The following is a 23,253-nucleotide window of genomic DNA, read 5'->3' on the forward strand; positions in this document are numbered from 1 at the left end:
GCTCGCCCACTACCGGGGCACGCGCCCGGTTCGCTTGTGGGGAGCGGGCCGGACGTAGGTCGATCCGCCACGACGACGTGCCCTGTGATTGGCTGATCGGCATGGAAGCACCTTCTCTGACCACGTCCGCCGACTCGTTGCGGCGCGTCACCGAGCTGCTGCGTGAGCACCCGCTGATCGACGGGCACAACGATCTGCCCTGGGCGGCGCGCCAGCTCACCGGCTACGACTTCGACCGGCTCGAGATCAGTGGTGACACCTCCGACCGGACCCATACCGACCTGCCCCGGCTGGCGGCCGGGATGGTCGGCGGGCAGTTCTGGTCGGTTTTCGTGCCGTGCGGGCTGCCCGGCGGGCAGGCGGTCACCGCGACCTTGGAGCAGATCGACTGCGTACGGGCCATGGTCCGGCGCTATCCCGACCAGCTGGCCCTGGCGACCACGGCTGATGAGGTGGAGCGCGTCTTCGCCAGTGGGCGGATCGCGTCACTGATGGGCGCCGAGGGCGGTCATTCGATCGACTGCTCGCTGGGCGCGCTGCGGATGCTGTACGAGCTCGGCGTCCGCTACATGACGCTGACCCACAACGACAACACCCCCTGGGCCGACTCCGCGACCGACGAGCCGGTGCACCACGGGCTGTCCGCGTTCGGGGAGGAGGTCGTACGGGAGATGAACCGGCTGGGCATGCTGGTCGACCTGTCCCACGTGTCGGCCGACACGATGCGTCACGCCCTGCGCGTGACCCGGGCGCCGGTGATCTTCTCCCATTCGTCGGCGCGGGCACTCTGTTCGACGCCGCGCAACGTACCGGATGACGTGCTGGAGACGCTGACGGGCAACGGCGGGGTGTGCATGGCCGTGTTCGTGCCCTCCTTCGTGTCGCAGGCCAACTGGGAGTGGCGGCAGGTCGCCACCGACGCCGCCCGCACGGCCGGGGTCGACACCCATGACTACGAGGCGACCCACGAGTACCTGGCCACCTGGGAGAAGTCGCACCCCAAGCCCGCTGTCACGCTCGACGACGTGGTGACGCACCTGGAGCACATACGCGAAGTGGCCGGCATCGACCACCTCGGCATCGGCGGCGACTACGACGGGTGCGACGGGCTGCCCGTCGGCCTGGAAGACGTGCGCGGCTACCCTCGGCTGTTCGCGGCGCTGGCCGACCGGGGCTGGTCCGACGCCGACCTGGCGAAGGTGGCCGGGCGCAACGTGCTGCGGGCGCTGCGCGGCGCCGAGGCCACCGCCGCCGACCTGCGGGAACGCGAGGAGCCGAGCACGGTACGGTTCACCGCGACCGCCGGCTCATAACGACTACCCGTCCCAGCCCTCGTCCGAGCGTCCGGCCGGCCGCTCGTCCGAGCGCTCGTCCGGGGGAAGGCAGATCGTGAGCGCGCCCGGGACGGCCTTCGCCTTGACGCAGGTGGTGGCCTTGCGGTCGCCGCCGTCCAGCTCGTACGTCAGCGGAGCGCCGAAGCGGGCGGACACCTTCCTGGCGCGGGTGATCCGGACGAACGGGGAGTCGTCGGAACGTCCCGTGGCCATCCTGCCGATCACCCGGGCCCACTGGACCGGCCCCTGGGCGGTGGAGACCCCGACATCCAGCCAGCCGTCGTCCGGCCGGGCGTCGTCGAACGCCTCGATGCCGCCGGCGATCGTGCTCACGTTGCCCAGCAGCAGGCAGCTCGCCTCCCCCTCGAACCAGGTCGTACCATCAATCTTGATCTCCATCGGCACCAGCGGCCCGCCGACGTGCCGCACGGCCGCCTTGACGTAGCTGAGCTTGCCGAGCCGCTCCTTGGCCTGCCTGTCGGCGTCGGCGATCATCTCGGCCTCGAACCCGGCTCCCGCCATCACCGCGAAGTGCTCGCCGTTCAGCACTCCCAGGTCCAGCTTCTCCCGCCGGCCGTGGAAGCCGATGCGTACCGCCTCTTCGAGGTCGATGGGGATGCCGACGTTGTTGGCGAACAGGTTCCCGGTCCCCGCCGGGAGGACCGCCATCGGCACGCCGGAGCCGGCCAGCACGTCGGCGCACCGTTGCACCATGCCGTCGCCGCCCCAGACGAACACCAGATCCGCGCCCCGCTTGAGCGCCTCGCGGACCTTCTTACGCGCCTTCTTGCTCTTGGGCACCTCGTACCAGAGGAGCTCGCCGACGTCCTCTTCGGTGATGAGCACGCGCAGCCTGTCCAGGCCTGCGCCGAGAGTCTTCTTGCGGTGCGCGACGACCGCCACGGTGGGGGACATGGTCACCGGACTACCCCGGGCGCCGGTTTTCAGGCAGGAATCAATGGCCGCTGTCTGGGTAGCCGAGCGCGAATGCCTATCAAGGGAGGATCAGGACAGTGAGCCGCCAATGGGTCAAAGCTCGCGTCGATCCTGACCGCAGCCTGGGACTGCGGCTGACGATCGCCGGCCTCGCGGTGGCACTCATCATGGTCCCGTTCAGCCTGTTGCTCGTCGTGGCCAAGATGCCGGTCAACGGACTGGACAAGCAGGTCGCCGATGATCTGCACGCGTACGCGATCACCCATCCAGGCGTGACCAGCGTGCTCATCGTATGGACGGATCTGTTCAGCCCCTGGCCGTGGCGGATCGCGGTCATCGCGTTCGCCGCCTGGCTCTGGCACAAGGGCGCGCGACGGCTGGCCGTCTGGGCGATCGCCACCATCACCGTGGGCGGGCTGCTCGGACTGACGCTCAAAATCATCACTGCCCGCGCCAGACCGCACCTGCCGGACCCCGTCGCGCTCGCGCCCGGCGACTCCTTCCCGTCGGGCCACGCGGTCAACGTGACGCTCGGCGCGGGCGTGGTCGTCCTGCTCCTCCTGCCCATGCTGCCCCGGTGGGGGCGGCGCGTGACCTGGGCCGTCGCCTGGTTCCTGGTGCTGTCGGTCGGTTATACCCGCATCGCCCTCGGCGTGCACTGGGTGAGCGACGTGGTCGCCGGGATCATCCTGGGCGTGGCCGTGGTCGCCGCCACCGCGGCGGGATTTGAGACGTGGCGGCGCGAGCAGGGCCGCAGGCCCAACTCGCCGCTGGCCGAAGGAGTAGAACCCGAGTCAGAGAAGGTGACCCATGACCAAAGCTGAGCACGTGAAGTATTACGCGCTGACGATCTTATTGCCGATGCTCCTGATGGCCGCGGTGACGTTCGGCGTGGGCAAGCTGATCGTCGCCTGGCCCACCGGCGAGGCGGAGGTGAGCCGGAGCCTGGCCGCCGGGCGTACGCCGCTCTGGAACACGCTCACCGACTTCGGTACCAGCCTCTCGGACACCCCCTACATCGTGGCACTCACCGCGATAGCCGCGATCGTCTTCAGGCTGGTGTACAAGCGCTGGCGGGAATCGATCTTCCTGATCGCGGCCGTCTGGAGCCAGTCGCTCATCTTCCTGGCCACCACCACGCCCGTCGGCCGGCACCGGCCGCCGGTGCAGCACATCGACCCGGCCCCGCCCACCTCCAGCTTCCCGTCGGGACACGTCAGCGCCGCGGTCGGGTTCTACTGCTCGGTCGCGCTCATCCTGAGCATGCACGTCCGCAACAGGGCGCTCCAGGTGGTGATCTGGGTGCTCGGCATCGCCGCCCCGCTCATCGTCGCCTTCTCCCGCCTGTACCGGGGCATGCACTTCCTCACCGACGTGACCTGGGGGCTGCTGCTCGGCATCGGCTGCGTCGTGATGGCCGCTCGGGCGATCTTGTACCGGCGTGACAGGCAGCGTGGGCATCAGGCGCCGGAACTCGTCCGACCGGCGTAGATGGCTCCTACTTGAGCACGCGGCCGACGAGCTTCCCGCCGTTCCCGGCGACGGCCAGGCAGTACGCCGTTCTGTACTTCGGCCAGTCCTGCTCCAGGGGGATGAGTTGCATGAGGCCGATCTCCTCCCTCCTCGACGCCACGTACCGCAGCCTGGGGGCGCAGCCGTTCTCGGACAGGCGTCGCATTTCGGCCATGCCCGGCCATGGGCCGTCGGCGATGACGTACGTGGTCCCGTACTCCGCCGAGTGCGGCACGGTACAAGGCACCACGGTCACCATGAAGCTCTCGGGCATCGGCTCGATGCAGTCGCCGGGGCGTAGCACGGTGGCGTGATACCGCACCCCGGCCGGGCTCGCCGCCACGGCGGGGGTCGCCGCTGCGGCGGGAGGCGTCGCTGCGGCGGGAGGCGTCGCTGCGGCGGGAGGCGTCGCTGCGGCGGGAGGCGTCGCTGCGGCGGGAGGCGTCGCTGCGGCGGGAGGCGTGGCACCGCAGCCCAGGAGTGCGGCCAGCAGGCACACGCCCGCGAGTAAGGGACGGGTCATGGGACCGGATGATGGCAGCTGGAGATCACGCGGCAGTTTCGCCGGGATCGCGCCTTGAGACCAGGCGGGCAGTGCCTTGAGGCCAGGGCACAGCCTGCCTGGTCTGCTTCGCGGCACGTTTGCGAGCCAGCCTCGGGGTAGCGAGTTGACTTCATGAGCGACCTGGAAACTGGCACCATCACCACCAAGGTGCCCGCGAGACTGGATCGGCTGCACTGGTCACGCTGGCACTGGATGATCGTCATCGGCCTCGGCACCGTCTGGATCCTGGACGGGCTCGAAGTGACCATCGTGGGCAACCTCTCGGCCCAGCTCGCCAAGCCCGGAAGCGGCCTGGACATCACGCAGGCGCAGGTCGCCGGTCTGGCCGCCGCGCTGTACGTCGCGGGCGCCTGCTCGGGAGCGCTGTTCTTCGGCTGGCTGACCGACCGGTTCGGCAGGAAGAAGCTGTTCCTGATCACGCTGGTCGTCTACCTGGTCGCGACCCTGATGACCGCGTTGTCGTTCGACGCGTGGTGGTTCTTCCTGTTCAGGTTCATGACGGGCTTCGGCATCGGCGGAGAGTACGCGGCGATCAACTCGGCCATCGACGAGCTGATCCCGAGCGCCCACCGGGGGCGGATCGACATCATCATCAACGGCAGCTACTGGCTCGGGGCGGCGGGCGGCGCCCTGCTGACCGTGCCGCTGCTGAACGACCTGCCGGTCAACATCGGCTGGCGCGTCGCCTTCGGGCTGGGTGTGGTGCTTGGTCTGGCCATTCTGCTCGTACGGCGGCACGTACCGGAGAGCCCGCGCTGGCTGTTCATCCACGGCCGTGGCCAGGAGGCCGAGGAGATCGTCGACGACATCGAGCGCCAGGTGGGCGGAGACCTGCCGGAGCCCGAGCAGTCGATGACGATCCATCAGCGCAAGTCCATCGGGTTCGTCCGGATCGCGCACACCATGGTGGCGCTCTATCCCAAGCGGACGGTGCTCGGTCTGTCGCTCTTCATCGGCCAGGCGTTCCTGTACAACGCGATCACCTTCGGGTACGCGCAGATCCTGTCCACGTTCTTCAAGATCGACACGCATACCGGCTACTACTTCGCGGTCATCGCGGTCGGCAACTTCCTGGGCCCGCTGCTGCTCGGACGGCTCTTCGACACGGTCGGCCGGATCCCGATGATCTCCGCCACGTACATCGGCTCGGGGCTGTTGCTCCTCGGCACGGCCTGGCTCTTCAATCAGGGGATGCTCACGGCGGTGACGCTGACGGCCTGCTGGTCGGTGGTGCTGTTCGTGGCCTCGGCGGGGGCCAGCTCGGCGTATCTGACGGTCAGCGAGATCTTCCCGATGGAGACCCGGGCGATGGCCATCGCGTTCTTCTTCGCCATCGGCACGGCGGCTGGAGGCATCGCGGGTCCGCTCGTGTTCGCCCACCTGGTCGAGACGGGTGTGCCGGGCGACACGGCGCTGGCCTTCTCGATCGGGGCCATCATCATGATCATGGCGGGTCTGGTGGAGCTCTTCCTGGGCGTCAAGGCCGAACGCAAGGGCCTGGAAGAGATCGCCACTCCCTTGACAGCCGCCGAGACCGGCCAGGCGGCATGAGGCCTGGTGTGCCTCAGCTTCCGAGAGGGAGGACGAAGACGGCCCGTCCTGGCAGGACCTAGGACGGGCACCCCTACCGAGGGGGAGGTAGAACGGACGCGGGTCTGGACAATGTGCAGCCAACGTGATCTGACGGAGTAAGAGCGTCAACGATCACGAACAGGAGTACCTGGACATGAGCGACACGCTGCGACTCCACACCGCCGGCCCCGCCCTGCTGGAGCGAGCCCGTGACCTGCGTCCGCTGATCGAGCGTGCGGCGCCCGCCGCCGAGGCGCAGGGCAGACTCACCACACCCGTCGTGAATGCCCTGCATGACACGGGACTTTTCGGTATATGGGTGCCTACGCCGCTCGGCGGCGCCGAGCTGTCCCCCAGGGAGCTGCTCGCCGTCTTCGAGGAGCTGTCGTACGCCGACCCCTCGACCGGCTGGGTGGTCATGGCCACCACCCTGGAGAACGGTACAGCCGGCGCCTACCTGGGTGACGAGGCCGTCGCGCGGATCTTCACGGGCCCGCGGATGCCGGTCATCGCGGGCCAGGGCACCCGGCCGGGCACCGCCGTACGCGAAGACGGCGGTTTCCGCCTCAGCGGCCAGTGGGGTTTCGCCTCGGGCATGCCGCACGCCCAGTACGCCCACAGCCTGGGCGCCGTCGAGGGCACCGACGAGGCCCGGATCTTCATCACCCCGATCGAAGACGTCAAGATGCTCGGCAACTGGGACGTCCTGGGCCTGCGCGCCACAGGCAGCATCGACTACTCCATCGACGGCGCCTTCGTACCTGAGTCGCAGACGCACATCTTCACGCACAACGAACCACTGCGCGGCGGCGCGATCTTCCGGCTCGGCGTCCTCGACCAGGCGCTGATCTGTCACTCCGGCTGGGCGCTCGGTGTCGGCCGCCGCCTGCTCGACGAGCTGAGCCGTCACGCCGGGGCGCGGGCCGGGCGGCCCGGCCAGATCGCCGCCAGCGATGCCTTCCACGCCGGCTTCGCCCGCGCCGAGGCCGCGTTCCGTGCGGCCAAGGCCCTGGTGCACGAGACGTGGGACGACACCGAACGCACCCTGGACGCGGGCCGGACGCTCGACGTACGCCAGGAGACCATGGTGCGGCTCGCGCTCAACCACATCACGTCGACGATCGCCGAGGTGGCCCGGTTCGTCTACGCGTCCGGTGGCACCTCGGCGCTGCGGGACGGGTTGATCCAGCGGCTGTTCAGGGACGTCCACGCCGGCACCCAGCACATCACCTCGGGCCCGCAGGTGCTTCAGGAGTGCGGCCGGGAACTGGCTGGGCTGGCTCCGGGCGAGTCCTGGATGCTCTTCGCCCTGGAGGGATGAGGGGCGCCCCGTCACTGGACGTCGCTCGGGGGCAGGGGCAGCTCGCCGGACGCCGTCGCCGCCCGCGAGCGGCTCGAACCGATCCTGCACGGGTTCGACCCGGACTGGACGCTCGAAGACGTCACCTTCCCCTGGCAGCGCTCGTTCGAGATCGACTTCACGCTGACGCGGCAGGACTCCTAGATGCGGTGCGTGGTCCAGAACGACGACAGGTTGACCGTCGTCGCGGCCTGGGCGGCGGCCTTGAAGTCGGCCACCGTGGAGATGCCGTACCAGTGCGCGGCGGCGTAGTCGTGCAGCAGCGTCTGCATGGCCGAGGTGCCGATCAGGCGGCGCAGGTCGTGCAGGGCGCACTTGCCGTAGGTGTAGACGACCGTGCCGTAGCGGCTGGAGTGGGCGTCCCAGTAGGCCATCGAGTTGCTGATCTTCTCGGCCGACGACTGCCAGGAGACGCTGTTCCAGCAGTTGGTGCCGCTGACGCCCTGGTACAGGTCGGTGGCGTAGTCGGCGAAGGACTCGTCCAGCCACGGGGTGTTGTACTCGTCGTCGCCGACGATGCCGTACCACCACTGGTGGGCCAGCTCATGGGCGAGCGCCGTGGAGCTGACCAGGTCGAGCACGAACCCCGGATACTCCATGCCGCCGAACCAGAAGTTGTTGTCCAGGACGACGTCGACCTCGCCGTAGGGATAGGCGCCGAAGCGGCCGGCGTGGGCGACGAGTGAGTTCTTGGCGGTGTTCATCATCGAGGTGGCGCTGGCGGCGCTGATGCCGCTGACACGGTAGACGTTCACGGTGACGCCCGTGGTGGTCGTGCCGGTGGTCTTGGTGAACGCGCCGGCGCCCCAGGCGAACTCGCGGACGTGGCTCGCGGTCGCGGTGGTGATCGTCCGGCCGGAAGTGCCGGGGGTGTCCACGGAGGTGCCGGTCGCGGGGACGAGCAGCGAGCTGGGGTGGTCCAGGGTGACCCGGTAGTCGCTGGCGAGCTGGTAGAAGGACTCGCCGTTGTTGGTGTACGGGTCCAGGTGCCATCCGGCGCCGTCGCGTACGGCCAGGACGGGGAGGGCGTTGCCGATGAAGTTGTACGCGCCGTCGTGGCCGAACCGGTCGGCGCCGCTGGGCACGACGATGCTCAGGTCGAAGCCGACCGAGCCGTTCTGTCCCTGGGCCAGCGGCCCGGGGAGGGTGATCTTCAGTGCTGTGCAGGCGACGGTCAGCGCGCCGGCCGTGCCGCCGGTGACGTTCGTGACCGTGATCGGGGTGGACGGGCAGCTGCCGTGGTAGTTGTCCCACAGGCGCAGGTAGACCTCGGTGAGGGGGTCGGCCGACAGGTTCGTGAAGCTGACGCTCTCGTGGCCGGTCCACGTGGTGCCCGAGGCGTTGCTCGTGAGGTTCACCGTGTAGGAGGCCGAGCCCGGCGTACGGGTCGCGTCGACCGCCCAGGCCGGAGCGGGGAGTCCGGCGGCTAACGCGATGGCGATCGTGCAGAATGTCAGCATTCTTCGGATCATGGGCTGGCTCCTTGTGTGACGCTCGGGCCCCCGATCTGCCGACGAAACGTAACTTCCTCCGTCAGGACCGTCAATATCCCGGACGGGAAGCGTTGTGCGTTTCCCGTCCGGGACAGGGCTCAAGCGACGAGCCGCTTGTCGGCCGCCCGCTGGATCAGGTCCTTGTCGGTGATGACCACCGCGTCGGGGATCGCGTCGGGCAGGTCGTCCTCCAGGTAGCGGACCGGCCGGTAGCGGTAGGCCGCCAGGCCGATCAGCACGGTCACCGCGCCCGCGACGAGGGTGAGCAGCGCGATCCCTCTGCCCTGCGCGGCGCCCGCGATCGGGTCGAAGACCCGCTCGACCAGCGGCCCGGCCAGCAGGAACCCGACCGGGACCATGGCCCAGCCGAGCATCAGGTTGGTGGCGATGACCCGGCCTTGCAGGTCGAGCCCGACCTTCTGCTGCACGATGGCGAACCAGTGCGCGTTCAGCAGCGCGGTGAACAGCCCGACGAAGAACAGCCCGATCGCGGGCAGCGCCGGGTGCGGCGCGATCCCGATGACGGCGAAGGAGACGCCCAGGGCCATGAAGCAGCCGAGGATGCCGTACGTGCGGCGGGCCAGGCCTCCGGTCACCGTCATGATCACGCTGCCCACCAGGAGCCCGACGCCGGTCATCGAGAGCGCTATGCCCAGGCCGCGGGTGTCGGTGAGGCTGAGCAGCAGCGGCGTGGACAGGACCTCGACCATGGCGAAGGGGAAGTTCAGGAAGGAGGTGAACAGGATGATCGCCAGCAGCCCGTGCCTGCGGGTGATGTAGCGCCAGCCGCCCGTCATCTCCTGCCAGAACGACTCCTCCCGCTTCTTGAACAGCGTGTTCGGGAAGCGGACCGCCAGGGTCACGGTGACCGCGAAGGCGAAGGTGGACAGGTCGATCACGACGATGCCGTGCAGCCCGATGGCGGCCACGAGCGCGCCGCCCAGCAGCGGCGCCAGTACGGTCCCCGCCGCCTGCCCCAGCTGGGCCAGGCCGCTGGCTCTGCCGTAATAGCGTTTGGGCACCAATTGGGCCACGGCCGCCATGTAGGCGGGCTGGTGGAAGGCCGTCGACACCGCGCCGACGGCGACGATGAGGTAGACGTGCCAGAGCTGGAGCCCGCCCGTCCAGAGCAGGGCGGCCAGTGAGGCGGAGGAGACCCCGGCCGCCGAGTCGGCGGTGATCATGACGAGCCGGCGGTTCCAGCGGTCGGCCACGGCTCCGGCGACCGGCGCCAGCACGACGGCGGGCAGCAGCGCCATGACCGAGACGATGGCGAACATCGAGATCGATTGGGTCTGCTGGTAGACCCACAGACCCAGGCCGAACGTGGTCAGCCCGGTGCCGATCAGCGACACCAGCTGGCCGAAGGCCACCAGGAAGAACGTCTTCAGACTGGCCTGCTGGTAGCGGGGCGGCAGCGGCGCCGGTGACCGGTCCCCGGCATCGAGGATCTCGGCCAGCTCGGGCGCCTGATGCTTCTGGAAGTAGTGCCCGGCCTTGGGGATCACCTCCAGCGACACCTCGTCGGAGAAGGCCTCCCACTCCCGGAAGCGCTCCTCGTACAGCTCGGTGGCGCGGTCGCTCTCGCCGACCACGCAGACCAGCGGTGCGGACAGCTTCTTGATGGGCGCCTGGTAGAGCTCGGTGTAGTAGTCCTCGCCCTCCTGGGTGTCATGGAGGAAGACGCCCATGATGAAGTCGCGCTCGGCGGGGTTCAGCGCTTCGGTGAAGAAGCCCATGGCCCGCAGGAACTCCAGCGCCTGCCGCTTGGAGGTCCACTTCTCCATCGGAAAGACCTTGCGGAACCAGGCGAAGGTCTTGCCCGGCAGGCGGGGCGCGGGCAGGTGCCCGCCGATGACCACCTTCTCCAGCGCGACGCCTTCCTCCTCCAGCCGGCGCGCCAGCTCGACGGTGAGCGCGCCGCCCATGCAGTGGCCGTACAGGGCGAGGGGGCCGTCGACCTTCTCCTTGATCTCCTTGACGCAGCCCTCGACGAGCTCGTGGAAGGGCAGCACGGGCTCGCCGGGGTTGCCGGTCTCGTGGCCCGGCGGCTGCAGCGCGAGCATGGTGATGTGCTCGGGCAGGGCCGAGGCCAGCGGCTGGTACGTGATCGCGCCGCTGCCCGCGAACGGCACGCAGACCAGGGTCAGCGAGGCCGCGGATCGTGGCGGCGTCAGTTCATGCAATAACCCGATATTTCGGGATGATCCGTTGAGTGTGGCGAAGGTGCGGATGGTGGGGTTCTTGAAGAGGTCCAGCACGGTCGCCTGGATCCCCGAGTCCCGTACGGCGCGTACGGCCTTGAAGGAGTCGCCGCCCAGCGCGAAGAAGTCGTCGTCGATCCCGATCCCCGTCACGCCCAGGATCGCCGTCCAGAGCTCGACCAGCTTGAGCTCGGCCGGTGTCCGCGGCGCCGCACCCTCAGCGCGTGCCTGGGCGACCGGCTCGGGCAGCGCCTTGCGGTCCACCTTGCCGTTCGGGGTGAGCGGCAGGGCGTCCAGCAGCACGAACGCCGAGGGGATCATGTAGTCGGGCAGCTTGCGCCGCAGATATTCGCGCCAGTCGTGCTCGGAGTCGGCGGCCAGGTAGGCGGCGATGCTCTTGTCATCGTCCGAACCACGCACCACCACGGCCCCCTCGCGGACCGCGGGATGCGCCAGCAGCAGCGACTCGATCTCGCCCAGCTCGATCCGGTAGCCGCGGACCTTCACCTGGCCGTCGGCCCGGCCGAGGAACTCGATCGAGCCGTCGGCCCGGCGGCGGGCCTGGTCACCGGTCCGGTAGAGCCGGCGCCCGTCGCGCCAGGTGATGAAGCGTTCGGCGGTCAGTTCGGGCTGGCCGAGGTAGTCGCGGGCCAGGCCCGCCCCGCCGATGTAGAGCTCGCCGACCACGCCGGTGGGCACCAGCTGCATCGCGGCGTCGAGCAGGTGGATCTGGGTGTTGGCGATCGGGTGGCCGATGGTGATCGGCCCGTCGGTGACCCGGGTGAGGGTGGACCAGATGGTGGTCTCGGTCGGGCCGTACAGGTTCCACAGCTCGGCCACCCGGCCGCGCAGGTCGGCGGCCAGGTCGGCGGGCAGCGCCTCGCCGCCGCACAGGGCCTTCAGGTCCGGCTTGCCCGCCCATCCCGCCGACAGCAGCAGCCGCCAGGTCGCCGGGGTGGCCTGCATGACCGTCGCGCCGTCCAGCAGGGCGGCCAGCCGCAGCGGATCGTAGGCCGCCTCGCGGCTCGCGATCACCACGTGGCCGCCGACCGTGAGCGGCAGGAACAGCTCGAGCACCGAGATGTCGAAGGCGGTCGTCGTGACCGCCAGGAGCGTGTCCTGGCCGGTCAGGCCGGGCTCGCGGCTCATGGAGGTGAGGAAGTTGACCACCGAGGAGTGCTGGACGCGCACGCCCTTGGGCCGTCCGGTGGAGCCGGAGGTGTACAGGACGTAGCAGGGGTTCTCCTGGGTGGCCAGGGCGGGCAGCCGTTCCGGGCTCTCGCCCTCGAAGCCCCCATCGGCCAGGATGAGCTTCCCGTGGTAGCCGGTGTAGCGCCCGGCGAGCTCGCGCTCGGTGACCAGGACGCCGATGCCGGAGTGGTCCAGGATGTAGTCCTGACGGTCCTGCGGGTACATCGGGTCGAGCGGCACGTACGCGCCGCCCGCCTTCAGCACGCCGAGCAGGGAGACCAGCATCGTGGCCGAGCGCTCCATCGCGACGCCCACCAGCGTCTCGGGCCCCACCCCGGCCGCGCGCAGCCGCGTGGCGACCCGGTTGGCCTGCCCGTCCAGCTCCCGGTACGTCAGTGAGGCGCCCTCGAAGGTGACGGCCACGGCGTCGGGCGTCTGATCGGCCTGGGCCTCCACCAGCTCGTGGACGCACAGGCCGGGCACCTCGACGTCCTGGCTGTCCAGCTGCTCGGCCAGCTCCTCACCGGTGAGGAAGTCCAGCTCGGACAGCGTGGTCTCGGGCGCCGCGACGATCGCCGACAGCAGGGCCTCGTAGTGCCGGAGCAGCCGCTGGACGGTCCCGGCGTCGTAGAGCGCGGTGTTGTACTCCAGCCGGCACTCCAGCTCGTCGTCCTGCTCGTTGACGTAGAGCACCAGGTCCACCTGTGCGGTGCCGACCTCCACGGCCAGCTCCCCGACGGCCAGCCCGGCCATGTCCAGGTCGCTCTTGGGCAGGTTGAGCAGGTTGAACAGCACCTGGAACAGCGGGTTGCGCGACAGGTCCCTGGGCGGGTTGAGCTCCTCCACCAGCCGCTCGAACGGCACGTCCTGGTGGGCGTAGGCGCCCAGCGCGTACTCGCGTACCTGCGCCAGGAGTTCGGTGTAGCGCAGGCCGCCGTCCATCTGGGCCCGCATGACCAGGGTGTTGATGAAGCAGCCCGCGATGCCTTCGAGCTCGGGGCGGGTGCGCCCGGCCACCGGCGAGCCGACGCAGATGTCCTCCTGGCCGCTGTAGCGGTACAGCAGCGTGTGGAGCGCGGTCAGCAGCGCCATGTAGAGCGTGGCGCCGCGCTCCTGGCTCAGCTTCCGCAGCCCTTGGGCCAGGTCCGCGGGCAGCACGTGGGTGGCGACCGCCCCCTCGAAGGTCTGCATCGGCGGGCGCGGCCGGTCCGTGGGCAGGTCCAGGCTGTGCGGGATGCCGCGCAGCCGCTCCTTCCAGAAGCCGAGATCGACGGCCTGCGCCCGCTGCCGGCGCGCGTAGTCGCGGTATCTGACCTGCGGCTCGGGCAGCGTCTCGCCGTTGTACAGCGCGACCAGCTCGCTCCTCAGCAAGGTGATCGTCCAGCCGTCCACGACGATGTGGTGGAAGTTGAGCGACAGGACGTGGTGATCCGGGGCGAGCCGCAGCAGCCGGGCGCGGAACAGGGGCCCGTGCGCCAGGTCGAACGACTCGGTCGCGGCCTCGGTGAGCGCCCGTTCGGCGTCGTCGCAGTCCTCGATGGGCAGCGGCGTCTCCCCCGCGGGGAGCACCACCGGCATCGGCTCGCCGTCCGGGGCGCGGAAGACGGTCCGCAGCGACTCGTGCCGCCGCACCAGCTCGCCCAGGGCGCCGTGCAGCCGCGCCACATCCAGCTCGCCGCGCAGGTCCAGCGCCGTGGCCACGGCGTAGGCGGCCGAGCCGTGCACCTGGTCGATGAACCACATGCGCCGCTGAATGAACGAGACGGGCGCGGGCTCCTCGCCGACCGGGATCATCTCACGAAGACCCGCCGAGACGGCGACCGGCGTCACCTCAGGTCGGCCCGCCGAGGCAAGGACCTTTCGGTGGTCCGCCGAGGCGACGGCCGGGATCGCTTCGCGGGCGGCCGCCGAGGCGACGAGCGCCCGCTGGCCGTCCAGCGTGGGGTGGTCGAAGACCGCCTCGATGGGCAGGCCGAGACGGGAGGCGAGCTGGGTGGCCACGAGGGAGTCGCCGCCCAGGTCGAAGAAGTCGTCCTGCGGGCTGGTGGGCGCGAGGCCGAGCACGTCCCGCCAGACGGCGGCGACCACGTCGAGCTCCTGGACCGCCTCCGCCACCGGCGCGGCCGCGACCTCGAAGCGCCGGGTACGCGGCCCGATCCAGTAGCGGCGCCGCTCGAACGGATACGTGGGCAGCGGCACCCGCCTGCCCGATGGCCCGAACGCCGTCCAGTCGACGTCGGCGCCGTTCACCCACAGCCGCCCGACGGCCTCCAGCAGGGCGGTCCGCCCGCTCTCCGGCTCGGTGAGGGCGACGGTGGCGACCGTCGCCTGGCCGCCCTGTCGGCGTACCAGGGTGGTCAGGGTACGGCCCGGCCCCGCCTCCACGACGGCGGCGTCGGCCGCCACGAGGGCGCGGGCGCAGTCGGCGAACCGCACGGTCTCCCGCAGATGGCGCACCCAGTAGGCGGGGTCCTTGGTCTCGGCGCCGGAGGCCCAGCCGCCGGTGACGTTGGACAGGTACGGCAGCTCCGGAGTGCTCAACTGCACCGAGGCGATCTCGGCGGCGAAGGCGTCGAGCACCGGGTCCAGCATGGCGGAGTGGAAGGCGTGGGAGGTGCGCAGCGTGCGGCAGGCGACACCCTGCCGTTCCAGCCGCCGCTCCACCTCCGCGATGGCCCGCTCCGGCCCGGCCAGGACGCACATGTCGGGGGTGTTGACCGCCGCCAGCGAGACGTCCGCGCCGAGCAGGTCACCCACCTCGGGCTCGGGCAGCGGCACGGCCAGCATCGAGCCGGGAGGCAGGCTCTGCACCAGGCGGCCGCGCGCGGCGACCAGGCGCAGGGCGTCCTCCAGGGTGAAGACCCCGGCCAGGCAGGCGGCGACGTACTCGCCGATGCTGTGCCCGGCCATCATCGCCGGGCGGACACCGTGCTCGATCAGCGCGCGGGCGAAGGCGTACTCCGTGACGAAGAGCGCGGGCTGGGTGAGCCAGGTCTGGTCGAGGTCGCCGGCCTCGCCGTACAGGACCTGGCGCAGGTCGAGGCCGAGGTACGGCTCAAGGATGCCGGAGCAGGAGTCGACGGTGGCGCGGAAGACCCGCTCCGATCGGTACAGTCCCGCGCCCATCCCCCGGCGCTGCGCGCCCTGGCCGGGGAAGACGAAGGCGACCTCACGTGGGCGTGACTCGCCCGTGACGAGCTCGGCGTCCAGCGCCGACCGGCGGTCCTCGGCGATCAGGATGCCGCGGTGCCGCAGCTGACGGCGCCCGTACCGGAGCGTGCCGGCGACGTCGCCCAGGTCCGTGTTCGGACGCGCGCGCAGGTGGTCGCGGAGCCGCGTGGCCGTCTCCCCCAGCGCCGAGCCGCTGGCCGCCGACAGGATGAGCAGGTGCGGGCCGATCGCCCGTGGGGCGAAGGGCTGGGGGGCGGGGAGCCGCGCGGGTGCTTCCTCCAGCACGACGTGGGCGTTGGTGCCGCCCATCCCGAAGGCGCTGACGCCCGCCCGGCGCGGCCCCGCCTCCTGCGGCCACTCCGCGCTGGCGGTGGGCACGTAGAACGAGCTGAAGTCGATGCGCGGGTTGGGCGTCGCGAAGTTGACCGTGGGCGGCAGCGTGCGGTGCTTGAGCGCCAGGACGGTCTTGATCAGCCCGGCCATCCCGGCGGCGGCGTCGGCGTGGCCGATGTTGGACTTGATCGAGCCCAGGGCGATCCGCCGATCCCCGGTGAAGACCTGGGAGAGCGCCGCGACCTCGATGGGATCGCCGAGCGCGGTGCCGGTGCCGTGCGCCTCGATGTAGCCGATCGTGCCGGGGTCGACGCCGGCCGAGGCGAGCGCCGCGGTGATGACCTCGGCCTGGCCGTCCACGGCCGGCGCGGTGTAGCCGACCTTCCTGGTGCCGTCGTTGTTGACCGCGGAGCCGCGTACGACGGCGTGGATGGTGTCGCCGGCGGCGATGGCGTCTTCCAGCCGCTTGAGCACGACGACGCCCACGCCGCCGGCGCCGATCGTGCCCCGGGCCTCGGCGTCGAAGGGACGGCAGTGGCCGTCCGGCGACCCGATCCCGCCGCTCTGGTAGACGTAGCCGCGGCGGGTCCAGGCGTTGACCCGCACCGCACCGGCCAGCGCGACGTCGCAGTCCCCCGCGATCAGGCTCTGCCTGGCCAGGTGGAGCGCGACGAGCGAGGTGGAGCAGGCGGTGTTGACGCTGATGCTCGGCCCGCGCAGGTCGAGCTTGTAGGAGGTGCGGGTGGGCAGGGAGTCCTTGTCGTTGCCGAGCATGACCTGGTAGTCGCCGACCGCTTTGAGCACGTCGGGCGCGGCCAGCAGGTTCTCGATGAGGTAGCTGCTCATCGCCGAGCCGGCGAAGACGCCGATCTGCCCCGGGTGGCGGGCGGGGTCGCAGCCCGCGTCCTCCAGCGCCTCCCAGGCGCTCTCCAGGAACAGCCGCTGCTGCGGGTCGAGGATCTCGGCCTCGCGCGGGGTGAACTCGAACAGCGTGGCGTCGAACAGGTCGATGCCGTCCAGGACGGTACCCGACCTGACGTAGGCGGGGTCCGCCAGCCGGTCAGGGTCCTCGCCGTCGGCGAGCAGTTCCTCGTCGGTGAAATCCTGGACGGCTTCCACGCCGTCGCGGATCGCCGCCCAGAACTCCTCTGGCCCCGTGGCGCCGGGGAAGCGGCAGGCCATGCCGACGATGGCGAGCGCGCCGTCGGCGGCGGGCGCGGTGGTCGAGACCGCCGCCGGTGCCGGGCCGTCGGCGCTCAGGTAGGCGGTCAGCGAGGCGATCGTCGGGTACCTGAACAGGTCGGTGACCGTCAGGCTGAACCGCTTGCGTAATCGTTCGTGCACCTTGAGCACCAGCAGCGAATGACCGCCTACCTCGAAGAAGTTGGTGTCGGGGCCGAAGGCGTCGGTGCCGAGTGCCTCGCGCCAGGCCTGGGTGACGAGCTGGGAGATCTCGCGGCGTGGCAGCTCCGCCGACGTCTCCCTCGGCGGCTCGTCCCCGCTCATCGCCCCGGCCAGCACCTGCTGGAGGTCGGCGACCAAAGCGCGGATCGTGCCGGCGTGGAACAGGTCCGTGTTGTACTCCACGAGCCCGTCCAGCGTCTCGCGGACGCTCACGGTCAGGTCGAACTTGGCCGTGTGCTCGGGGATCTCGACGGAGGTGACCGTCAGGCCGGCCAACTCCAACTCCGCCGTGGCCTCGGGCAGCATGCTGAACATCGTCTGGAACACCGGGCTACGGTCCAGGCGGCGCTCCGGGTTGAGCTCCTCCACCAGCCGCTCGAACGGCATCCCCTGATGGTCGTGGGCGTCGAGCACCGCCTCCTTGACCCGCTCGACCACCTCGGCGAACGACGGCTCGCCCGACAGGTCGGCGCGGATGGCCAGGGTGTTGGTGAAGAACCCGATCAGGCCCTCGTACTCGATCCGGTCCCGGTTGGCGATGGGCGTGCCCACCACCAGGTCCAGCCGGCCGGAGCGGCGCGAGAGCACCACCAGGTAGGCCGCGAACAGCACCATGTACGGCGTGGCGCCCAGACCGCGGCAGTAGGCCGTGAACTCCTCGCGCGGTAGGTGGAGGGAGAAGGGCAGCTCGGCGCCCGCGTACGTCTGGACGGCCGGCCGCGGCAGGTCCGTCCGTAATTCGGTGAACGGCGGCGCGCCCGTCAGCCTCTCGCGCCAGTAGGCCAGATCCCCGCTGTAGTCCTGCTCCCGCTGCCAGATCGCGTAGTCGGGGTACTGCCGCGACAGCGCGGGCGGCTCCTGGCCGTTGTAGAGCGCGCTCAGCTCCCGGCGCAGCACGTCCAGCGACCACGCGTCGGCGACGATGTGGTGCAGCAGGAGATGCAGGACGTGCTGCTCCGCGCCCTCGCGCACGAGGTGGGCGCGGATGAGCGGGCCGGTGGTCAGGTCCATCGGCGTGCCGTCTTCGACGTCCGCCAGGTCGACCGTGAGCGAGTCGGCCACGATCTGGTACGGGCCGTCCTCGTCCATGGCGAACGTGGTGCGCAGGCTCTCGTGCCTGGCCACCAGGGCGTTCAGCGCGCGGTGCAGCGCTTCGCGATCGAGCGGGCCTTCGACGCGGAAGGCGAGCGGTATCAGGTAGTGCGCGGCGCCCGGCGCCATCTTGTCCAGGTACCAGGCGCGCAGCTGGGTGAAGGACATCGGCAGCCGATCGGGCCTGGACCGCTCAGTCTGCTGCTTCTTCTTGCGTAACGCGTCCAGGAGCTGGCGCTGCTGGGCTGACAGGCTCATTGATCACCTTCCATCGAGCGCAGCAGGGCCTCGGCCTCTTCGTCCGAATACGCGACGACCATCAGATAGAGCTCCGCGGCCGCCTCCACGTCCGGCGAGGTGAGCCGCACGCCCAGCTCGGCGACGGTCGGGTGGGCGAAGAGCGTCCGCAACGGCACCCGCACCTCCAGCGCCTCGCGCATCCGGGAGGTGATCTGGGTGGCGTTGAGCGAGTTGCCGCCCAGCTCGAACAGGTTGTCGTGCCGCCCGACCGGCCCGCCCAGCACCTCCTGCCAGATGGCGGCGATGGCCTGTTCCACCGGGGTGGCCGGGGCCGTGACGACCCGCGCGCTCCGGCCGGGCTCCGGCAGGGCCTGCCGGTCCACCTTGCCCGCGGGGCTCACCGGCAAGGAGTCCAGCGCGACGAATGTGCTCGGCACCATGTACTCGGGCAACCGCTCGGCCAGGTACGGGCGTAGCTCGGGGGTGCCGTCGGCGACCACGTAGGCCACCAAGGCGCCGTCCCGGACCATGACGAACGCCTCACGGACGGCAAGGTGCCCGGCCAGCACCGCGGCGATCTCGCCGGGCTCGACCCGGTAGCCGCGGATCTTGACCTGGTCGTCCGCGCGCCCGAGGAACTCGATCTGGCCCGCCTCGTCACGGCGGGCCAGGTCCCCGGTCCGATAGAGCCGGCGCCCGTCCCGCCAGGTGATGAACCGTTCCTGGGTCAGCTCGGGCTGTCCGTAGTAGCCCCTGGCCAGGCAGGCGCCGCCGAGGTGCAGCTCACCGGGGACCCCGTCGGGCGCCTCGTGGCCCAGGCGGTTCAGGATCGGCGTCTGGACCCCGGTGACCGGCCTGCCGATGGGCGGCAGCCGCGGCCAGCTCTCCGGAGGGCCGGTGAGTGTGTGGGCGATGTCGATGATCGCGCCCTCGGTGGGGCCGTACTGGTTGTGCAGCGTCATCCACGGCCTGATGAACCGCTCCAGCTGCGGCGTGACCTGGAGCTGCTCCCCCGCGGTGATCACCTCGCGCAGTGTGGCGGGCGGCTCGATCCCGGCGCCGGCCAGTGCCTGCAGCGCCACGAAGGGCAGGAAGATCCGCTCCACCCGGGTCCTGGCGATGTGGTCGAGCAGGGCGGACGAGTCGCGCCGCACCTCGTCGCTGACCATGACCAGCGTCCCGCCGTACGCCCAGGTGCTGAAGATCTCCTGTACCGAGACGTCGAAGCCGAGCGCGGTGAACTGCAGGCTCCGGTAGGTACCGCGGTGCCAGGCCATGAGATTGGCGACCGGGCGGTGCGGCATCGCCACACCCTTGGGCTGGCCGGTCGAGCCCGAGGTGAACAGGATGTAGGCCAGGTCGTCGGGCGTGACGCCGCTGTCCGGCCGGTGTTCGGGCTGACCGTCGAGGTCGGTGTCGACGTGGACGGGCCGCTCGTGCGGCAGTGCGCCGGCCAGGGCCTGGTGCGTCACCAGGACCGGGGTGCCGACCCGGCCGAGCACCTGGGTGAGGCGTGCCTCGGGGTAGGAGGGGTCGAGCGGTACGTACGCGCCGCCGGACTTCAGGATGCCGAGGAGCGCCACGGGCAGGTCGAGCGAGCGCCGTACGTGCAGGCCGACCGGCACCTCCGGGCCCACGCCCAGCCCGCGCAGCAGGTGGGCCAGCCTGTTGGCCCGCCGGTCGAGTTCGTCGTAGGTGAGCGCGACGCCGTCGAACTCGACGGCGACCGCGTCGGGCGTTCTGTCCGCCTGCTGTTCGAAGAGCCGGTGCAGGCACTGGTCGGGGCCGCGACCGGCGGGCTCGTGCCGCCGGGCGAGCAGCGTGGAGATCGGCGCCGCCGGGTCGGCCACCACCTGCTCCAGGACGCGCAGGTAATGCCCCAGCAGGCGCTCCACTGTGGCGCGCTCGAACAGGTCGGCGGCGAACTCCAGGCTCATCTCCCGCCCTTCGGCGTAGAGCACCAGGTCGGCCTTGGCGCCGCCGTTCTCCACTTCCTCGAGCATCCGGAAGGTCACGCCGTCGCCCCGCTTGACGTCCAGCGACTCCTGCATCGCGAACATCACGTCGAAGGGCGGCCGGCCATCGGGGCAGAGCTCCCGGACGATCTCCTCCAGCGGCACGTCCGTGGGCGTGGCCAGGACCGTCGCCCGCACCTGTGCCAGCAGGCGCTCGAAGGAGGGGTCGTCCGCCAGGCCGGTCCTGATCGGCAGCGTCTCCACGAAAAAGCCGATCATGGAGTGCGCGCCCGGCGCCTCCCTGCCGGAGAACGGCACGCCCGTCACGAGGTCGTCCTGGCCGCTGTAGCGGTGCAGCAACGCCTGGAAGGCCGCGAACAGCACCATGAACGGGCTGGCCCCAGCGCTCCTGCCCAGCGACTCCACCTCGGCGAGCAGCCCGTCCGGCAGCGTGGCCCGGACCCGGCCGCCGGGCCGGAGCGGCCCCGTCGGCCCCGGGCGATCGGCGGGCAGCCCCAGCCGCTCGGGCGCGGACTCCAGGGCCTTCCTCCAGTACGGCAGGCTGTCGAGACCCTGCCCGCGCCGGTACGGACCGCCCGGCGCGGGCAGGCTCTCCCCCGCGTACAGCCGGGCCAGCTCGTCCAGGAAGACCCCGACCGACCAGCCGTCGAAGGCGATGTGGTGCACGGTCACCAGCAGCCGGTGCCGGTCGTCGGCGAGCCGGAGCAGCAGCGCCCGCAGGACAGGACCGTTCCGCAGGTCGAAGGGGTCACGGGCGGCGTGCTGGGCCAGCGCGTCCGCGCCACGCGGGGTGGCGTCCATGACCTTCATCGTGATGAGCCCATCGGCCGGCTCGACGACGATGGGCACCGGCTCGCCGTCGTGCTCTTCGTAACGGGTGCGCAGGGATGGATGCCGGCGCACGATCTCGTTGATCGCGTTCTCCAGGCGGCCGGTGTCGAGGGGGCCGTCCAGGGCGTACAGGATGGGCACGTTGTACTGCGGGCCGGGCGCCACCTGGTCGATGTACCAGAGCCGGCGCTGCGCGGGCGTGAGCCCGGCCTCGGCGGCGGTCGGCGCCGCCGACCGCGGCAGGCCGTCGATCGCGCGGGCCAGCGCGGCGAGCGTGGTGTGTTCGAAGAGCATCCGTGGCTCGACCGGCCTGTCCAGCCTTTCGCAGGCGCGGGCGGCGATGCGCATCGCCAGCAGCGACTGGCCGCCCAGCGCCAGGAAGTCGTCGTCGGCGCCGATCGGCCCAGCGTCGAGGACGTCCTGCCAGATCTCGGCGAGCAACTCCTCGGTGGGAGTGCTGGGCGGCGTGATGAAGCGGCGCTCGCGGACCGGGTCGGGCAGCGCGGCGCGATCCACCTTGCCGTTACGGGTCAGCGGGAGCTCGTCCAGGAAGACCCAGGCGGTGGGGATCATGTAGTCGGGCAGGAACCTGCGCAGGTGGCCGCGCACCTCCTGCTCGGTCGCCGTGCCCACGAGATAGGCGACCAGGTCGTGACCGCGGACGGCAGTGGTGGCGGCCCGGAGCCCTTGGTGCCGGCCGAGCACGGTCTCGATCTCGCCGAGCTCCACCCGGTTGCCGCGGATCTTGACCTGGTCGTCCGCGCGAGCCAGGAACTCGAACCGGCCGGCCTGGTCACGGCGGCCCAGGTCTCCGGTGCGGTAGAGGAGCCGCCCGTCCTGGTCGTGGACGAAGCGCTCGGCCGTGAGGTCGGGCCGGTCGAGGTAGCCCAGGCCGACGCACACGCCGCCGAGGTAGATCTCGCCCTCCTCGACCGGCCGCATCGCCTCGTCAAGCAGGTGGACGGTGATGCCGGGCAGTGGCGAGCCGAGCGTGGGCGGACGGCTCTGGCCGGCGGAGACCGGCACCTCGCCGACGATCGCCATGACGCAGCATTCCGCCGGGCCGTAGACGTTGAACAGCCGGAAGGGCAGCTCAGGTCTTGGATACGTGGTGAGCCGGTCGCCGCCGGTGCTCAGCGTCGCCAGCTTGGTCCGCTCCGGCCAGGACATGCCGAGCAGTCCCTCCGCGATGGGGGTTGGCGCGAAGCAGGTGGTCAGCTCCTGATCCACGATCCAGTCACGCAACGCGGGCAGGGAGAGCCTGGTCCGCTCGCTGGGAATGACGATCGTGGTGCCCGCGGTCAGGCACCGCCAGATCTCCCAGACCGACGCGTCGAAGTTGGGGCTGGTGAGCAGCGGGGCCCGGCCGCCGGTTCCGAAGGTCTCGTGCGACCAGCTGATCAGGTTGGTCAGCGCGCGGTGGGGAACGAGCGCGCCCTTGGGAGTCCCCGTCGAGCCGGAGGTGTGGATGACGAAGGCGAGATCGCCGGGCTCGATGTGCGGCGGGGGTAACGCGTCCCCCGGGGCGGGCGCGTCGATCACCGGGATGCCGTCGGGCACCAGAGCTCTCCACTCCGGCGCCGTGACCACGGCCGCGGCTCCCACCAGCATGGTGTGGATCCGCTCGGCGGGCGTGGCGGGGTCGATCGGCGCGAAGGCGAGGCCCGCCTTCAGCGCACCGAGCTGGCCCGCGACCAGCCGGATCGAGCGGCCCGCGAGCACGGCCACCCAGGACTGCCCGGTCGTCGTGAGACGAAGCAGCTGAGCGGCGATGCCGTTCGCGAGGCGATCCAACTCTCGGTAGGTGAGGTGTTCCTGACCGTCCGAAACAGCGATCCTGACTGGGGCTGTGGACAGTCGTTCTTGGTAAAGCTGCAGAACAGATGCTAATTGTGGTGCATCCAATGTCATGCCTGCCGATTTTGAGTTGTGCGACTTTCCGGGCACGCCGCGGAACAGGATGACCTGGTCACCAGATTGATGTCAACCCCCTTTGGATCATGCGGCCGAGCCGGGGTTCGAGGGCGCGGTTGACGGCT

General features: G+C 70.7%; 10 protein-coding genes. 5 read left to right on the forward strand and 5 right to left on the reverse strand.

Going from position 1 to position 23,253, the window contains the following annotated elements; translation table 11 throughout:
- The first annotated feature begins 101 nt into the window (after positions 1–101).
- The gene (locus tag AB0B61_RS04200) at positions 102–1,313 is read left to right on the forward strand and encodes a dipeptidase (protein ID WP_358427724.1); all 1,212 of its coding nucleotides are present in this window, start codon (positions 102–104) and stop codon (positions 1,311–1,313) included.
- Between the two features lie 3 nt (positions 1,314–1,316).
- Here AB0B61_RS04200 and AB0B61_RS04205 read toward each other — a convergent pair whose 3' ends face one another.
- Positions 1,317–2,249, reverse strand: coding sequence for a diacylglycerol kinase family protein (locus AB0B61_RS04205; protein ID WP_358427727.1), 933 nt, complete (start codon positions 2,247–2,249; stop codon positions 1,317–1,319).
- 98 nt (positions 2,250–2,347) lie between these two features.
- Here AB0B61_RS04205 and AB0B61_RS04210 point away from each other — a divergent pair, with 98 nt between their 5' ends.
- Positions 2,348–3,094, forward strand: coding sequence for a phosphatase PAP2 family protein (locus tag AB0B61_RS04210; RefSeq protein ID WP_358427730.1), 747 nt, complete (start codon positions 2,348–2,350; stop codon positions 3,092–3,094).
- Complete coding sequence (locus AB0B61_RS04215) at positions 3,081–3,761, forward strand: phosphatase PAP2 family protein (protein WP_358427733.1); 681 nt, start codon at positions 3,081–3,083, stop codon at positions 3,759–3,761. Before AB0B61_RS04210 ends, AB0B61_RS04215 begins: the two co-directional genes overlap by 14 nt.
- Before the next feature lie 7 nt (positions 3,762–3,768).
- Here AB0B61_RS04215 and AB0B61_RS04220 read toward each other — a convergent pair whose 3' ends face one another.
- Entirely contained in the window at positions 3,769–4,305 is a 537-nt protein-coding gene (locus AB0B61_RS04220; protein WP_358427736.1) for a hypothetical protein, read from the reverse strand.
- A gap of 153 nt (positions 4,306–4,458) precedes the next feature.
- On the opposite strand from AB0B61_RS04220, the gene AB0B61_RS04225 reads away from it, so the two are divergent.
- Both AB0B61_RS04225 and AB0B61_RS04230 read left to right on the forward strand, forming a co-directional pair.
- Positions 4,459–5,898 (forward strand): MFS transporter, encoded by a 1,440-nt coding sequence (locus tag AB0B61_RS04225; RefSeq protein WP_358427739.1) that lies wholly within the window; start codon positions 4,459–4,461, stop codon positions 5,896–5,898.
- 175 nt (positions 5,899–6,073) lie between these two features.
- Positions 6,074–7,240 carry an acyl-CoA dehydrogenase family protein gene (locus AB0B61_RS04230; RefSeq protein WP_358427742.1) on the forward strand — a complete coding sequence of 389 codons (1,167 nt, stop codon included), beginning with the start codon at positions 6,074–6,076 and terminating at the stop codon, positions 7,238–7,240.
- A 179-nt stretch (positions 7,241–7,419) separates the two neighbouring features.
- Here the strand turns inward: AB0B61_RS04230 and AB0B61_RS04235 are convergent, their stop codons facing one another.
- From AB0B61_RS04235 to AB0B61_RS04245, 3 genes are all read right to left on the reverse strand, one after another.
- Positions 7,420–8,751: a M1 family metallopeptidase gene (locus tag AB0B61_RS04235; RefSeq protein ID WP_358427745.1), complete on the reverse strand. Its 1,332-nt coding sequence runs from the start codon at positions 8,749–8,751 to the stop codon at positions 7,420–7,422.
- 119 nt (positions 8,752–8,870) lie between these two features.
- The gene (locus tag AB0B61_RS04240; protein ID WP_358427748.1) at positions 8,871–18,425 is read right to left on the reverse strand and encodes an amino acid adenylation domain-containing protein; all 9,555 of its coding nucleotides are present in this window, start codon (positions 18,423–18,425) and stop codon (positions 8,871–8,873) included.
- Positions 18,422–23,125, reverse strand: coding sequence for an amino acid adenylation domain-containing protein (locus AB0B61_RS04245; protein ID WP_358427750.1), 4,704 nt, complete (start codon positions 23,123–23,125; stop codon positions 18,422–18,424). The genes AB0B61_RS04240 and AB0B61_RS04245 overlap by 4 nt, the downstream gene beginning before the upstream one ends.
- Positions 23,126–23,253: the final 128 nt, after the last annotated feature.

Origin of the sequence: Nonomuraea sp. NPDC049158, from assembly GCF_040648335.1 — a bacterium.
Classification (GTDB): domain Bacteria; phylum Actinomycetota; class Actinomycetes; order Streptosporangiales; family Streptosporangiaceae; genus Nonomuraea.

Bases quoted from the DNA above. Each gene is read 5' to 3' on its own strand.
- AB0B61_RS04200 (WP_358427724.1), top strand. From the start codon at position 102: ATGGAAGCACCTTCTCTGACCACGTCCGCCGACTCGTTGCGGCGCGTC.
- AB0B61_RS04205 (WP_358427727.1), bottom strand. From the start codon at position 2,249: ATGTCCCCCACCGTGGCGGTCGTCGCGCACCGCAAGAAGACTCTCGGC.
- AB0B61_RS04215 (WP_358427733.1), top strand. From the start codon at position 3,081: ATGACCAAAGCTGAGCACGTGAAGTATTACGCGCTGACGATCTTATTG.
- AB0B61_RS04220 (WP_358427736.1), bottom strand. From the start codon at position 4,305: ATGACCCGTCCCTTACTCGCGGGCGTGTGCCTGCTGGCCGCACTCCTG.
- AB0B61_RS04225 (WP_358427739.1), top strand. From the start codon at position 4,459: ATGAGCGACCTGGAAACTGGCACCATCACCACCAAGGTGCCCGCGAGA.
- AB0B61_RS04230 (WP_358427742.1), top strand. From the start codon at position 6,074: ATGAGCGACACGCTGCGACTCCACACCGCCGGCCCCGCCCTGCTGGAG.
- AB0B61_RS04235 (WP_358427745.1), bottom strand. From the start codon at position 8,751: ATGATCCGAAGAATGCTGACATTCTGCACGATCGCCATCGCGTTAGCC.
- AB0B61_RS04240 (WP_358427748.1), bottom strand. From the start codon at position 18,425: ATGAGCCTGTCAGCCCAGCAGCGCCAGCTCCTGGACGCGTTACGCAAG.
- AB0B61_RS04245 (WP_358427750.1), bottom strand. From the start codon at position 23,125: ATGACATTGGATGCACCACAATTAGCATCTGTTCTGCAGCTTTACCAA.